Origin of the sequence: Mesorhizobium sp. M0522, assembly GCF_040321085.1 — a bacterium.
In the GTDB taxonomy this organism is placed as follows: Bacteria; Pseudomonadota; Alphaproteobacteria; order Rhizobiales; family Rhizobiaceae; genus Mesorhizobium.
Genome location: NZ_JAMYQW010000037.1, coordinates 44510 through 58324 on the forward strand (window position 1 = coordinate 44510; position 13815 = coordinate 58324).

Below are 13815 nucleotides of genomic sequence, written 5' to 3' on the forward strand. Positions count from 1 at the left end.
ACAGATGACAATTCCGCAACCAGCCAAGCAGATCACGCAATCTTCAAACAACGTTATTCTGACTTACACAGACTCATAACATACCAAATCTGATATACAATCCATTTCAAGATGTTATAAGGTCATGGTGTCGTTCGTGCCGCCACGGGAGAGTTCGCGTAGATTCAAACAGATGATTCTATGCGGGTACCCGATGAAGCGAGATTAGCTATGATCAATCGAGTGTTAGGTCAGCCGAAAAAGGGGAATTTATTCTTATGAGATCGAATTCGCATGTTTGTTCTGCTCCTAAAGGTCACTACTCTGCACTCGCCATCTTTCGCCCGGCAATCGCCTTCTCCAACCACCCAAGCTCCATCTCCGGCACCGATGATAGCAACAGGTCCGTGTAGTCATCGAAGGGCGGCGTCAGCACCTTGCTCTTCACACCATAACGCTTTAACTCGCCGCGATGCATCACCGCAATTGAATCCGCGATCGACTTCACCGTCGCCAGATCATGGGTGATGAACAGATAGGCCACCTGCTCGATCTGCTGGAGATTGAGCAGCAGCTTCAGGATGCCATTGGCCACCAGCGGGTCGAGCGCCGAGGTTATCTCGTCGCAGATGATCAGCTTGGGCTTGGCAGCTAGCGCGCGTGCGATGCAGACCCTCTGCTTTTGGCCGCCCGAAAGCTCAGCCGGATACCGGTCGATAAAGCCCTTCCCCATCTCGATCTCGTCGAGCAGTTGGGCGACCCGGACGTCGCGCTCTTTTCCTCGCATGCCAAAATAGAATTCGAGCGGTCGGCCAATGATGGTGCCGACCGTCTGGCGCGGATTCATCGCCACATCTGCCATCTGATAGATCATCTGCAATTCGCGAAGATCATCCTTGGATCGGGTGGCGAGCCTGGGTGCCAACGTGCGGCCGGCGAAGTTGATGCTCCCTGCGATCGGCGGCAGCAACCCCGTGATGACGCGGGCCAGGGTGGATTTTCCGGAGCCCGACTCGCCGACCACCGCGAGCGTCTGGCCCGGATGGACGTCAACCGAGACGTCCTGCAAAACCTTCACGGCACCGCCACCATAAGTGGCTGTGACGTTCCTCACCGACAACACAGGCTTCGCCGTCGGTTGCTTCTCATCATGCTCGATCGAACGCACCGACACCAGCGCCTTAGTGTAGTCCGTTCGCGGCGCCTCGATGATCTGCCGCGTTTCGCCGTGCTCCACCATCTTACCGTCCCGCAACACGATAATCTCGTCGGAGACTTGGGCAACGACGGCAAGGTCGTGCGTAATGTAGAGCGCCGCCACATGCGTGTCGCGGATGGCGTCCTTGATCGCCGACAGCACGTCGATCTGCGTCGTTACGTCGAGCGCCGTCGTCGGCTCGTCGAAGACGATCAGGTCCGGCTCGGAACATAGCGCCATCGCCGTCATCACGCGCTGCAGTTGGCCGCCAGAAACTTGATGTGGATAGCGGGAGCCGATGTTTTGTGGGTCGGGCAAGCCTAGTTTCTTGAACAAGGCTATGGCGCGCTTTTCTGCCTCCGCCTTGGGGCCCAGGCCGTGCAGTAGCGCTGCCTCAATGACCTGGTCCATCAGCCGATGCGCGGGGTTGAAAGCGGCAGCAGCCGACTGCGCGACATAGCAGACCTCCCTGCCGCGCACCCTGCGCAAAGCCTGGACGCCGCCCTTCAGGATGTCGCGACCGTTGAGCAGGACCTCGCCGCCGGTGATGCGGACACCACCACGACCATAGCCCAAGGAGGAAAGACCGATTGTCGACTTTCCGGCGCCGGATTCGCCGATCAATCCCAGCACCTTGCCGCGCTGCAGCGCCAACGACACGCCATCCACGATAGTGACGTCGTGCGGCTTTTCGTCCGGTGAATAGACCGTCGCCTCGACTTTGAGGTTGCGGATTTCGAGCAGGAGGTCGCTTGTTGGCCGGTGTTTCGCCTGTACCCTACCCATTAGTCGCGCCCACCCTTGAGGCTGGTGGTCCGGGTAAGCACCCAGTCGGCGATGAGGTTGACCGAGATCGCCAGTGTCGCGATCGCAGCGGCCGGGATAAGTGCGGCAGGAATGCCGAAAACAATGCCGTCCTTGTTCTCCATCACCATGCCACCCCAATCAACATCCGGCGGTTGCACGCCGAGCCCGAGGTATGAGAGCGCCGACAGGAACAGCACCGAAAAGATGAAGCGCAGGCCCAGTTCCGCCACCAGGGGTGACACTGCGTTGGGCAGGATTTCGTGGCAGATGATCCAGCCGAGACCCTCGCCTCGCAACTTGGCCGCTTCGACGAAGTCCATCGCGTTGATGTCCGCAGCCACCGCGCGTGAGAGCCGGTAAACGCGTGTCGAACTGAGTACCCCCATCACGAGAATGAGCGTCACATCGTTCGCAGGCAGCACTGCCAGAATGACGAGGCCGAATATCAACGTCGGTATCGCCATCAAGAGATCGACCATGCGCGACATCAACATGTCGACCACACCGCCGACGACGGCCGCCGCAAAGCCAAGGATGGCGCCGAGCGAGAAGGACAAAGCGGTAGCCATGCCAGCAATAAAGATCGTGATGCGCGCCCCATAGATCATCCTCGAGAGCAAGTCTCGCCCTAGATTGTCAGTCCCAAGCCAGTGCGCCGATGTCATCGGCGCCCATACGTCGCCCACGATCTCGCGATTGCCATGCGGAGCAATCCAGGGCGCGAAAAGCGCGCAGATGGCTAACAGCCCGGTCAGGATGAAGCCGATCCATGCACCAGGGGGGATGCGTTTAACGTCCAACATCTTCTTTCCTACTTCGAATACCGCAGGCGCGGGTTGGCAAGGATGGCGGAGACGTCCGCAACAATGTTGAGCCCGATGTATACGGAAGCAAAGATGAGACCGACCGCTTGGACCACCGGCACGTCGCGTTTTACGACGTGGTCGACCAGATATTGCCCCATGCCAGGATAGACGAAGATCACTTCGATCACGACGACGCCGACCACCAGGTAGGCCATGTTGAGCACCACGACGTTGATGATGGGCGCGATGGCGTTTGGGAAAGCGTGCTTACGGATGATATTGAAGGCGGAAAGCCCCTTGAGTTCGGCCGTCTCGACGTAGGCCGACTGCATCACGTTCAGGATCGCGGCACGTGTCATGCGCATCATGTGCGCTAGGACACCAAGCACTAGAGCGGTTGCCGGCAGCACGATCGCGTGCAGCTTCTCCAGAAAGGGCATCCCTTCATAGACGGTCGAGATCGAGGGGAACCACTGCAGCTTAACGGCAAAGACTAAGATAAGAAGATAGCCGATGAAGAACTCAGGTAGCGACATGGCGGCCAGCGCAAAGGCTGAGATCGCCCTGTCGATCATCCTGTTGTGGTAGAGCACGCCAAGCAACCCGAGGATGATGGCGAGTGGAACTGACGCGGCCGCCGCCCACAAGGCGAGGAACAGCGTGTTCCAAAGCCGCGGCATCAGCGTCACTGTGATCTCTTGTCGCGTGGTGAGCGCAGTACCGAGGTCACCGGTCAAAACCCCGCCCAACCAATGGACATAGCGCACGATGGCGGGATCGTTAAGGCCGAGCTCCTGGCGCAGATTGGCTAGCGCCTGAGGCGTGGCCGACTGTCCGAGGATTGACTGGGCGACGTCGCCTGGAAGAATCTGGGTGCCCGCGAAAATCAGCACGGAGACGGCGAAGAGAAGGAGAATGCCCAGCGCAATGCGCTGGGCGATCAATGTTAGTACAAGGCTCACCGGTTAAAACCCCATCACCCCTTGAGCCAGCACTTACAAAGCGAGTAGCCGTCCATAAGCTCAAAGTTCACGCCCGGGCTATAGCCGCCGACTTTGTCAGTGATTGCATCGATGTACTGGGTGAACATCGGAATGATGTAGCCACTCTGATCGCGCGATATCAATGCCATCTGATGATAGAGGTTCTTGCGTTTGTCCTGGTCAAGTTCGCCACGCGCCTCATCAATAAGCTTGTCGAACTTCTTATTGAAGAAGTGCGTCTCGTTCCAATTGGCGCTCGACTCGTAGAAGGTCGAATACATCTGGTCCTGAGTTGGGCGGCCGCTCCAATAGGAGGCGTAGAAAGGCTGCTTCAGCCAGACCTCCGACCAGTAGCCGTCTTCCGGCTCGCGCTTGATGTCCAGCTTAATACCGGCCTTGGCCGCGCTCTGTTGATAAAGCTGCGCGGCGTCGACAGCGCCGGGAAACGCACCAGTTGCCGTGCGGAGCAGTACGGTGCCGTCATGCCCAGACTTCTTGTAGTGGAACTTGGCCTCGTCCGGATCGTATTTGCGCTGCTCGATCTCAGTGAATAACGGATAGGCCGCGTTTATTGAAGAGTCGTTGCCGATTGTGCCGTAACCGCGCTGAATCTTGCCCAGCATCTCCTCGCGATCAATCGCGAGTTTGAGCGCCATGCGTAGGTCGTAATTGTCAAACGGCGCGGTGTCGCACTGCATGATATACCCAACGTGGCCCGGACCAGACGTGGGCTTGATTTCCAGGCCCGGCACGCGCTTCAACATGTCAACGATTTTCGGATCCACTCGGTTGATCACGTGGACCTGGCCAGACTGCAGGGCAGAGGTCCTAGCAGTCGGATCGTTGATGACGATAATCTCGACCTGGTCGGCAAAGCCCATTTTGTCAGGCTGCCAGTAGTTTTGAAAGCGCTCGCCGACGTAACGCGTGCCCGGCTGGTTGACGGCGACCTTGTATGGACCTGCGCTGATGCCGGCCATTGGATCGTCCTTGCCTCCGTTCGGCTGGATGACCAGATGATTGTCAGCCATTAAGTAAGGCAGATCGGCGTTTGGTACCTTCAGCGTGATGACCACATCACGGCCTTGTGCCTTGAGGGACTCGATGCCTTGCAAGAAGCCGGATGCGCCGGACTTCGATTTTTTGTCCGAGTGGCGCTCTAGCGTGGCAACTACGTCCTCAGCGGTCACCGTCTTGCCGTTGTGGAACTCGACTCCGTCGCGGATCTTGAACGTCCAGACCTTGGCGTCGGTGGACGAACCGAATTCTTCCGCAATGCGGTGCTCGAGGCCCCCAGCTTTAAGCGCTACCAGGGTTTCACCCCAACATCTGGAGAAGTTGAAAGGCACTTGGTCGGCGATGGCCGCTGGGTCGAGACTGTCGGTCGATTGTCCGCCCATGAGGCCAGCTTTGAGGATGCCGCCGCGCACCGGTTCCTGAGCCAACGCGACGCTGCTGAGAAAGGAATTCGCGAATGAGGCTGTTGCCCCCAGGGCAGCCGCTCGCCCGAGAAAGTCACGCCGGCTCATTTTACCAAGCGACACTTGATGAATGAAATGATCTAGTTCCTTTGACATCTGTTTCCCCTTTGTTGTGATAGTGCTGAACGATAGTTACGGCGGCATCTGTACGGAGCGTCTCGATTGTGCGTTAGCCAGTCGCTACCCAAAAGAAGATACGGGATCCCTCGACTCATCAACCGGAGTAGACTTACCTAAGTCGGAGAGGTGCTCGCCGCCCCCATGAAACCTCGGCAAATCCGTGAACTCCTCGCACAAAGCATGGTATGCTGTCGTCACGTTCTCTGCGCCTCCGTCGTCTAGAGCCAATTTCTCTCCTATCGCTCCGAAAATCCGGTGCTTGACAAAGAACCGCCAAGTAACGGGAACTGTCTCGAGGATCGACGTCAGCATAGCGTAACGTTGCGGTGTCCAAATCCTTTCGAATTCAATTCGATACCGGTTGTGTCCAAAGAAGGTACGCATCGGGTCAGCTTTTCTCGTGGCGCGTAAATCAGCAGTAGACCTCAAATCGAGACGTCCATCACTGCTAATCTCAACAGCATAGTCATGCCGAGCACGTTCCCTGGAAACCATCCCGCGCTTGTAGTCTGTCAAAACAGTTTCCGCCGGGCGCTCCAAGGGATCGCCGTAACCGCCTCCTCCCGGGCCGCGGATAAGGATGGTGTCACCAGGATCGCAGGTGACAACATCAGCATTGCCAAGGTCCACTGCATCCAATTGACCGGGGTTCTTTGTGAAGGTGGATGTTCCGCCGGCGTGGCCGCCTGCGACACCCCACGGGGCGAAACGAGACCGATCCCGGTTGCGGGCAGTTACGATGGACTCAGGAGCAAAAATCTTGAATTCCATTTCCATTGCCAAGCCGCCCCGCCATCGGCCCGCACCTCCAGAATCAGGGACAAGGCCGTAACGCGCGATCGCGATCGGCACCTCGGCCTCGTTGATTTCTACCGGCGTGTTTTTGCAGAAGCCGCCATTAGCGCCGCTGCCTTCGGCCCCGTCGGCCCTCCAGTCTCCACCAGCGCCTCCCGATATTGGGCCGAGCGACGCCATCACGGTACGACCGTTACGGTCCGCTGTTTTGACATTCATGATGCTTTCGCTTCCTGGGCAAGCTGGCATTCGCTCAGGACACACGATGCAGAATGCACCAAATGTGGTGATCTGCAGCAGCATGGATGTCAAACTGCGCATTCCAACTGCGCTAGGCTCGATTGCATTCACAATTGAACCCGGAGGCAATATGGCTTTCGCAGGCCGCACGACCCCATAATTTAGCATGATGTTCGGGTCGAGGCAGTAGAGGGCGTAGACGAGACCAACCATCACCAGCGAATGCCGCTCGTTTCCGCCGGTTGGCATGTTGAGGGAGGAAGTAAGTTGCGGATCGCTGCCGGTGAAGTCGAGAGTTATGGTGTCGCCATGAATGCGCAGCATCAGTGCCATTCGCACTGGATATCCACCGGCTTGATCTTCGTCCGCATAATCAGAGAAGAAATAATCACCATCTGGCAGACTAGCGATGACTGCGCGGGCCTGTTTTTCCGCATAGTCGAGAAGCTGACCTAGCCCGCTGCGAAAATCATCTTTGCCAAACCGTCGAATGATCTCGTGAACTTTCCGTTCGCCCACGTTAACGGCCGCGATTTGCGCGTTGAGATCACCCCAGTTCTGCTCAGGATTGCGTACGTTTCGGGAGATGATCGCTTTCAGATTCTCATCGATCCTCCCATCACGAACAATGCGAATCGGCGGGATGCGTAGCCCTTCCTGATGAATTTCGGTTAGCGAGCGGGAAAGCGAGGCTGGGACAGCCCCCCCGACATCCGTATTGTGGATATGGTTCGCCACAAAGCACATCAACTCGTCTTCGTAGAAGACTGGCTTCCACATGTGTGTGTCTGGTGTGTGCGTAGAGACGAAGCCGGTGTAGGGGTCGCTGACGACAAATATGTCACCTTCCTTGCAGTCAAATTTACCAATGACACCGCTGTAATCAAGGCCAGTGAACCACGTCGCGCCAAAGGTCTTGGGCGATGCGACGGTAAGGCCGGCCGGCGTTAGAATTTGGCAGGAAAAGTCCTCGGTCTCCTTGACAAAGGTTGAGTGAGCAGTCCGCATCAGCGTCCAGCCCATGCTCTCCGCCGCAGCGGCGCAATAGTTTGCGAGGACCGTCAGGTTGACGTTGTCAATACTCACTGGCCGACCTCCGGCGTTATCCGGAGATTGCTCAGAGCATCTACCCTTACTGCAAAACCGAATGGGACGATTGTTGTTGTATCATCCTGGGTAACAATTCCAGGACCGCTAAAATGCTTGCCTGGCGTCAGTATTCGGCGTGGGTAAACGCCGACACGCGCGCGCCGGCCATCGATTCGGACATCGACCGTGCGTTCAGGTACTGCTAGCTGCACGAGTTCCTCGCCACGCGGCAAAACTGGCTTGTCGACCTTCCCCGTGATAACCAAACGCAGGCTTACCACCTGAATGAGTGCACCGTCGTCCGAATGCCCGTATAGGCGGCTATGCTCGGCGTGGAATGCAGAGGCCATACCGGCTACATCTGCGTTCTCGACGATGCTTCGCTCGAGTGGAGTGTCGATCTCAAAAGACTGTCCAGCGTATCGCATCTCCGCTGACAGTTCAATTTCGTAAGGACCGGAGTATTTCTGCTCGTCTATAAGCCAAGAGGCAGACCGTTGGTGCAATCGCTCGAACTCTTCCTTGATCCTAGTTGCCGATTGTTGAGACAAGTCCAGATATACGGTGCTGAGGAAGTCAGTCTTGAGATCAGCAAGTAGACCACCCAGGGCACTCAGCACACCCGGGGTCGGCGGAACAACAACTTCAGGAACCGACAGTTCGCGAGCAAGAAAGCAAGCCATCATGGGCCCAGCACCGCCGAAGGCCAACATGGCGAACTCACGCGGATCTATTCCAAAGCGGGACACGAGCGCCGAAATGTCTGCATACATTCCCGAGACAGCAATCTCGATGATGGACTCGGCGACTTCTTCCGGGGATCGCTCGAGAGCGTCGGCGAGCGGCTGTGTAGCGCCGATCGCCTTCGCGCGATCCACCTTAACCGCATTGTATCCAAGATCGGAATGGCCGATCAGACCGAGTACGGCGAACGCATCGGTGATCGTCGGTCTCGTTCCCCCGCGACCGTAGCACACCGGACCCGGATTCGACCCCGCGCTTTCGGGACCGACGCGCAGGACATTTTGCGAGTCGATCCATGCGATCGAACCGCCTCCTTCGCCGATCGAGGTGACGGAGACCGAGGGAATGAAAATCTGGAACTCGCCGATCCGCTCGCCCACGCCATGTTGCGGCTGACCATCAATGATAACGGCTACGTCGGCGCTCGTTCCACCTATGTCAAGGCTCATACATCGACTGATGTTGGAGATTTTGGCGATGTGGCTTGCGCCGATGACGCCGGAAGCAGTGCCGGACAGGATCATCTGCACGCATTCGCTCTTACCCTGCTCAGCAGTCATAATGCCACCATTGGACTTTGCGATCATTAATTCCGCTGGCACACCTGTTCTGCGTAAAGCCGCTTGCAGCGAATCAAGGTAATGAGCAACGCGCGGCTGTACATATCCGCCGATGACGGCCGTGATCGTGCGCTCGTACTCACGAATAATAGGCCATGTTGCGCTTGACAGGAACACGGGCAGATCCGGTGCCAGACGGGCGATTACTGCCCGCGCCTGCTCTTCGTGTGCCCAATTTCGGTAGGAGTGAAGGAAGGCAATGACGATCCCTTCCGCCCCCGCCGCAAGAGCCACCTCGGTAGCTTCTGCGACGGCCTCCTCGTCCAGACGATGGCGCACGCTACCGTTAGCCTCTAGTCGTCCGGGTATTCCATAGACGCGATCGCGGGTGATGAGAGGCTCCGGCCTCTTAGACAAGAGATTGTACATGTCGGGAATTTTTAAACGACCGAGTTCCAAGACATCCTTGAAATTTTCAGTCGTGAATAGGGCAAGCTTCAGACCCTTACGCTGAATGACAGTGTTAATGCCAACAGTTGTGCCATGCGTGAAGTAGGATATCAGCAAGGGGTCGATGCCATAGCGTTCGCGAAGCAGACGCAACCCTTCGATCACCTCAGCACCCGGCTCGTCGGGACGCGAGAAAACTTTCAGGGTCGAGAGTTCACTGGTCTTCTCATTGAATACTGCGAAGTCAGCGAAGGAACCTCCTATGTCGACACCGACGCGATACGTCATTTCAGTCACATCCTAGTTGAAGAGGGATTCGGCGTTTCCATTTGTTGCTCTTACGCCTCGATGGAAGTCGCATGTTAGGAGATAAAAACCTCGGGCAAGGGCCCTTTTTTTTCTGTGTGTGGCAGGGCGATCTGTTTCCGATGGGGCTGTGTCGAACCTGCCCAATGTCTAGGCGCTGTCCAATACCGAGTTGAAGGCGCTAACAGTGCGCTGAAGAGGCTTCGAGAGCCATAGAAGAGGTCCGCGTGCCGCCTTGTACCGCCGGTATGCTGAAACTATGAGTTGGATAGGCGCAGAACCCGTGTTGCTTGCTTTCCGTTTCGAAACTCACGGTCGTCGTCACAGGTGAAAGTCCCTTCATGCCGCCACTCCGAGCGGTTTAAGATGAATCACCAGACTCCGACCGTCTCCCCGCATCCCCTTTGAAGCGCCAACGTTATTACGCTGGCGGGAGAGTTATTACGCTGGCGGGAGACGCGTTTGAGATTGGTTGGCGTGTCCGTCGTCCGTTGAAATGAAGATCGATCGCGAGGCGCTCCAAGTCAAATGCCGTGTTTATATAGACGCCATCTGGGTTCGAGATGAAGTTGTAAGGCCGAGCACGATCGTAGATGCGCCGCTCGGGCGTAGGTTAAGGCCGCAAAAATGGTCGCTTGATGCCCTTCGTCAAAATCGGAACCGCCCCCACAGCTGCGCTAAAATCCTCCGGACCAAGCGCCATAGCAGTCATCCTCGGGTGTGCGCCAGCGATCTGGGGTAGTCGCAACAGAGCCGCCGGCGTCTCGATCTGCGCAAGAGTTTGATCGCGCCGAACACGAGTCCTCTTTCGCGCTCGAGTTCCTCGATTGCCCCAGCGACTTCCACTATCCAGTCGGCAGAATCTACCTTGGGAAGCACCAGCCCATGCACCCCTGCTATGACTGATACCTCCAAGTCTGCGGCCAAACTTCGCAAACCCCGGTTGACGCGAACCAAAACGGACGCGCCGCGGCCGCCAACCTGCACCACGGACGCGGAGAGTTGCCGCCGAGCTTCGGATTTTCGGTCTGGGGGGCCGCATCCTTAAGGTCCAAAATGATTCCGTCCGCTCCGCGTTCGTTCGCCTTGTCGATGAAATCGATCAACATGGGTAGGAACAAAAAGTAAGGACTTCCAACGAGGAACGGGATGCCCTTGGTGCAGACCGGGATCTGGCATTTGATGCATGGAGCAGCCTTGCTGTGGGAAGCATCTCAAGGTAAAATGCCGGAGGATTCCAATCCGCTATGCGCGAGGCCCCCGCTTGCAGCGTGCTTGCGCGCACCTGGAGCAAATTCCTCTCGGATCGCCGCAGTGTGGGCGCCCAGCCTAGGGACTTGTCGTAAGGACGCCGGCTCCGAGTTGACGATTGCGGCGGGGGCGATCAAATTTATGTCCCCTCCAGGTGTGTTGACGGTAACCCTGCGCACATGAGGATGCTGTGAAACGTCCATCATTTCGTTCAACCGACCATAGGCGAGGCCTGCTGCCTCAAGCTCTTGCATCGCCTTGTCGCTGGACAAATCCGAGAAGCGGCTCTTGATGATTTCGTCGAGGGGAGGCCGGTTGCCCAGTCGCTCCATGTTGTCAGCAAAACCCGGCGCGCGCACGAGCTCCGGCTGCTTAAGAAATTTGGTGCAGAAGTTCACCCATTCTCGGTCATTCTGGACCGAGAAGATAACATCCTTGCCGTCGGAACAGCGGTATGCACCGTAGGGTGCAAGCGACGGATGGTTCACACCGGCGCGCACCGTTTGATAATCGCTGTAATCATATTGCAGCACGGGCACGTTCATCCAGTCGGCGATAGCATCGAACAGCGAGACTTGGACGCTGGCGCCCTCGCCAGTCCGTTCGCGGTGATAGAGCGCCTGGAGTATGGCTGCGTGGGCTGTCATGCCTGCAGAAATGTCGCAAACGGATACACCGACTCGAGCGGGTCCTTGCGCATTGCCGGTAATAGCGCATAATCCGGTTTCAGCTTGAACGATAAGATCGTAGGCCTTCAGGTGGGACAATACGCCCCCGTCACCGAATCCAGAGATGTCGCATGTGATCAGCCGAGGGAAGCGTCGGCGAAGCTCCCCCGATCCGAACCCGAGTTTACCGATGCTGCCTGGCTTGAGATTTTGGATAAAGACATCGGCGGAAGCGATGATGGAATCCAGAACAGCGCGATCGTCCTCCAGAGTGAGATCCAGACAAACAGACTCCTTGCCACGGTTAAGCCAGACAAAGTAAGCGCTCTGCCCCTTGACCAGCTTGTCATAGTTGCGAGCGAAGTCTCCTTCAGGTCTTTCGACCTTGATGACGCGCGCGCCAGCATCCGCGAGGCGCGACGAAGCGTATGGCGCAGCAACAGCCTGTTCGACCGCTACAACCGTGATGCCTTCCAGCATCTGCTTCATGCTGACACCACGCCCTGGACGTGCTGCCCGGGTTGAGCACGTCGTTTTTCTAGCAGGGCAAGCAGCCTGCTCTGCTCATTACCAACGATCGAGAGCCCCTCGTCCACGCCCATACCGGGTTTTGCCAGCATCATGTCGGCTTGTGTCGCGACTGCGATGTGGACCGATGTTCGCGCTGAAAGGTCGGTCTCAGCGCAGCTTCCGCCGACATAGGCGCCAACCTTGTTCTCCTTGCAAACGAGCACTGCCCGCGCGGTGTCCGCAATCGAGCCGACGTCAGGCATCTTGATCTGGACTAGGTGCGCTGCCTTTGCCTCAGCGAACAGACGTATGTCGTCGAGCGTGTTGCAGCGCTCGTCCACCACGATACGCGCATTGGAGCCTCGGTCGTCCAGAATCGACACCAGACTCGCATAGTTTTCCAATTGGGCCTGCGTCGAACCATAGTCGGCCGGGCATTCAATGTTCAGCCTGAAATCAGGAACTTTCTCTGCAAGCCTCGAAATGAAATCGGCGATCTCCTGGGGCGCCATACCAACAGCGAGGCCGATCCATCCGTATACGTCGAAGTGCAACACAGGCTGGTATCCCGGTTGGCCTATCTTGCGGATACGATCTGCGACCCACGTGACGAATTCGACGAATGTCCGACCTCCAGGTCCAAACTTGTCACGAGAATTGATCAGTCCATGGGGCAGCACATCCGCCCCCTTCAAGATCATTTTGTCCACATTGATCTCGCGAGAATCGCCACTTTGGCAGAAGATCGGCACTCTGCGATCTGGAACGGGCAGACCGAACTCTGAGCAAACAATCTCAGCCATTGAGCAGCGTCTAAGGTGCGCGGCGGCTCGGAGGAGCGCTTGGCTCACGCCATATTCGAGCGATAGTGGCAGCCTCTTCTGATCAGCATAGGAAAACACGCTTCCGCAGGCTTGCAGAAAGTGAGAGGCATCAACTTCCAGAAGCCTGGGAACCGCTATTCGGGCCGAGAGGTCAGATATCTCCGATATGTCGAACAACGGATCACGACCAGAGGCTCCGGAGTATTGGACGCTCATCATGTCGCCCCAGACCACTGTCTCATCCATGAGGACGAGGCCGATACTGAGGATGGCAGCCGGGACACGGATTGAATTGAAGCCTGGAGTGAGGGGCTTACCCGTATAGATGAAGCCATCTTGGACCGCCCCGGCTCTAATAGCCGCTTGGTCGTCGTAAAAGAAGGCACCGTTTCCCGGAGCCAGTATGACGTCCTTAATCTGCACTTTGTTCTATCCAATTTGTGTTGGTCCAGAGTAGTAGCGAGCACTACACCTCAGGCCGCCTACACAGAGATATGAGCCATCAAGAACTCGAATTGCCAATATAAAGTCCGGGACGGACCCATCGCGTTCCTAGATAAGGCTGTCCTTGAGGCGCGTGACTGGAGATGCGAAGGCTACCCTAGAACCGTTCCCCGCCGAGATAATGCATGGAGACCTGCGATTTGGCGTCAGCAGAGTCGCTCCCCAGCCGCGCGACATTCGATTTGCGTTAGCTGATCGCTTCAGCGACTACGAAATCCGCCACCTCGTCGAGCGTCTTCTTGGTTCTGGTCACTACCTCGAGGGCCTGTTCCTCAGTAATAATGAGCGGCGGACAGAAGATAAGCTGATCTCCGACAACGCGAACGATCAGATTGTTGGCCAATGCCGATGCGAATGCCTTTCCGCCGGCTTTTCCGAACTGCTGGAATCCTTTCCGAGACGATTTGTCAGGGACCATCTCGACCGCTGCCATAAGGCCCACGCCGCGGACGTCACCCACAAGTGGGTGGTCCATGAGCCGCTGCAGGTTCTCCATGAAA

The 13815-nt window shown here is 57.1% G+C and carries 9 protein-coding genes and 1 pseudogene; all 10 read right to left on the minus strand.

Annotated elements, in window-relative coordinates; genetic code table 11:
- Window positions 1-298 precede the first annotated feature (298 nt).
- Window positions 299-1963 (minus strand): ABC transporter ATP-binding protein, encoded by a 1665-nt coding sequence (locus tag NKI58_RS28955; RefSeq protein ID WP_352854078.1) that lies wholly within the window; start codon window positions 1961-1963, stop codon window positions 299-301.
- On the minus strand, window positions 1963-2787 hold the full coding sequence (locus tag NKI58_RS28960; RefSeq protein ID WP_352854079.1) for an ABC transporter permease: 825 nt from the start codon (window positions 2785-2787) through the stop codon (window positions 1963-1965). Before NKI58_RS28960 ends, NKI58_RS28955 begins: the two co-directional genes overlap by 1 nt.
- 8 nt (window positions 2788-2795) lie before the next feature.
- Complete coding sequence (locus NKI58_RS28965; protein WP_352854080.1) at window positions 2796-3752, minus strand: ABC transporter permease; 957 nt, start codon at window positions 3750-3752, stop codon at window positions 2796-2798.
- Between the two features lie 14 nt (window positions 3753-3766).
- A complete protein-coding gene (locus NKI58_RS28970; protein ID WP_352854082.1) occupies window positions 3767-5350 on the minus strand; it encodes an ABC transporter substrate-binding protein in 1584 nt (527 codons plus the stop codon).
- A gap of 84 nt (window positions 5351-5434) precedes the next feature.
- Window positions 5435-7495 carry a hydantoinase B/oxoprolinase family protein gene (locus tag NKI58_RS28975; protein WP_352854083.1) on the minus strand — a complete coding sequence of 687 codons (2061 nt, stop codon included), beginning with the start codon at window positions 7493-7495 and terminating at the stop codon, window positions 5435-5437.
- A complete protein-coding gene (locus tag NKI58_RS28980; RefSeq protein ID WP_352854085.1) occupies window positions 7492-9540 on the minus strand; it encodes a hydantoinase/oxoprolinase family protein in 2049 nt (682 codons plus the stop codon). Before NKI58_RS28980 ends, NKI58_RS28975 begins: the two co-directional genes overlap by 4 nt.
- 631 nt (window positions 9541-10171) lie before the next feature.
- Window positions 10172-10578: pseudogene (locus NKI58_RS28985) on the minus strand (aldolase/citrate lyase family protein); the annotation flags it as partial.
- A 194-nt stretch (window positions 10579-10772) separates the two neighbouring features.
- Window positions 10773-11966, minus strand: coding sequence for a CaiB/BaiF CoA transferase family protein (locus tag NKI58_RS28990; RefSeq protein ID WP_352854086.1), 1194 nt, complete (start codon window positions 11964-11966; stop codon window positions 10773-10775).
- A complete protein-coding gene (locus NKI58_RS28995) occupies window positions 11963-13234 on the minus strand; it encodes a methylaspartate ammonia-lyase (protein WP_352854088.1) in 1272 nt (423 codons plus the stop codon). Before NKI58_RS28995 ends, NKI58_RS28990 begins: the two co-directional genes overlap by 4 nt.
- A 268-nt stretch (window positions 13235-13502) precedes the next feature.
- Window positions 13503-13815, minus strand: a 313-nt coding sequence (locus tag NKI58_RS29000) for an aminotransferase class III-fold pyridoxal phosphate-dependent enzyme (RefSeq protein WP_352854090.1), incomplete at its 5' end; no start/stop codon positions are given.

Coding starts and splice junctions, on each gene's coding strand:
- NKI58_RS28955 (WP_352854078.1), bottom strand. CDS start 1,963: ATGGGTAGGGTACAGGCGAAACACCGGCCAACAAGCGACCTCCTGCTC.
- NKI58_RS28960 (WP_352854079.1), bottom strand. CDS start 2,787: ATGTTGGACGTTAAACGCATCCCCCCTGGTGCATGGATCGGCTTCATC.
- NKI58_RS28970 (WP_352854082.1), bottom strand. CDS start 5,350: ATGTCAAAGGAACTAGATCATTTCATTCATCAAGTGTCGCTTGGTAAA.
- NKI58_RS28980 (WP_352854085.1), bottom strand. CDS start 9,540: ATGACGTATCGCGTCGGTGTCGACATAGGAGGTTCCTTCGCTGACTTC.
- NKI58_RS28990 (WP_352854086.1), bottom strand. CDS start 11,966: ATGAAGCAGATGCTGGAAGGCATCACGGTTGTAGCGGTCGAACAGGCT.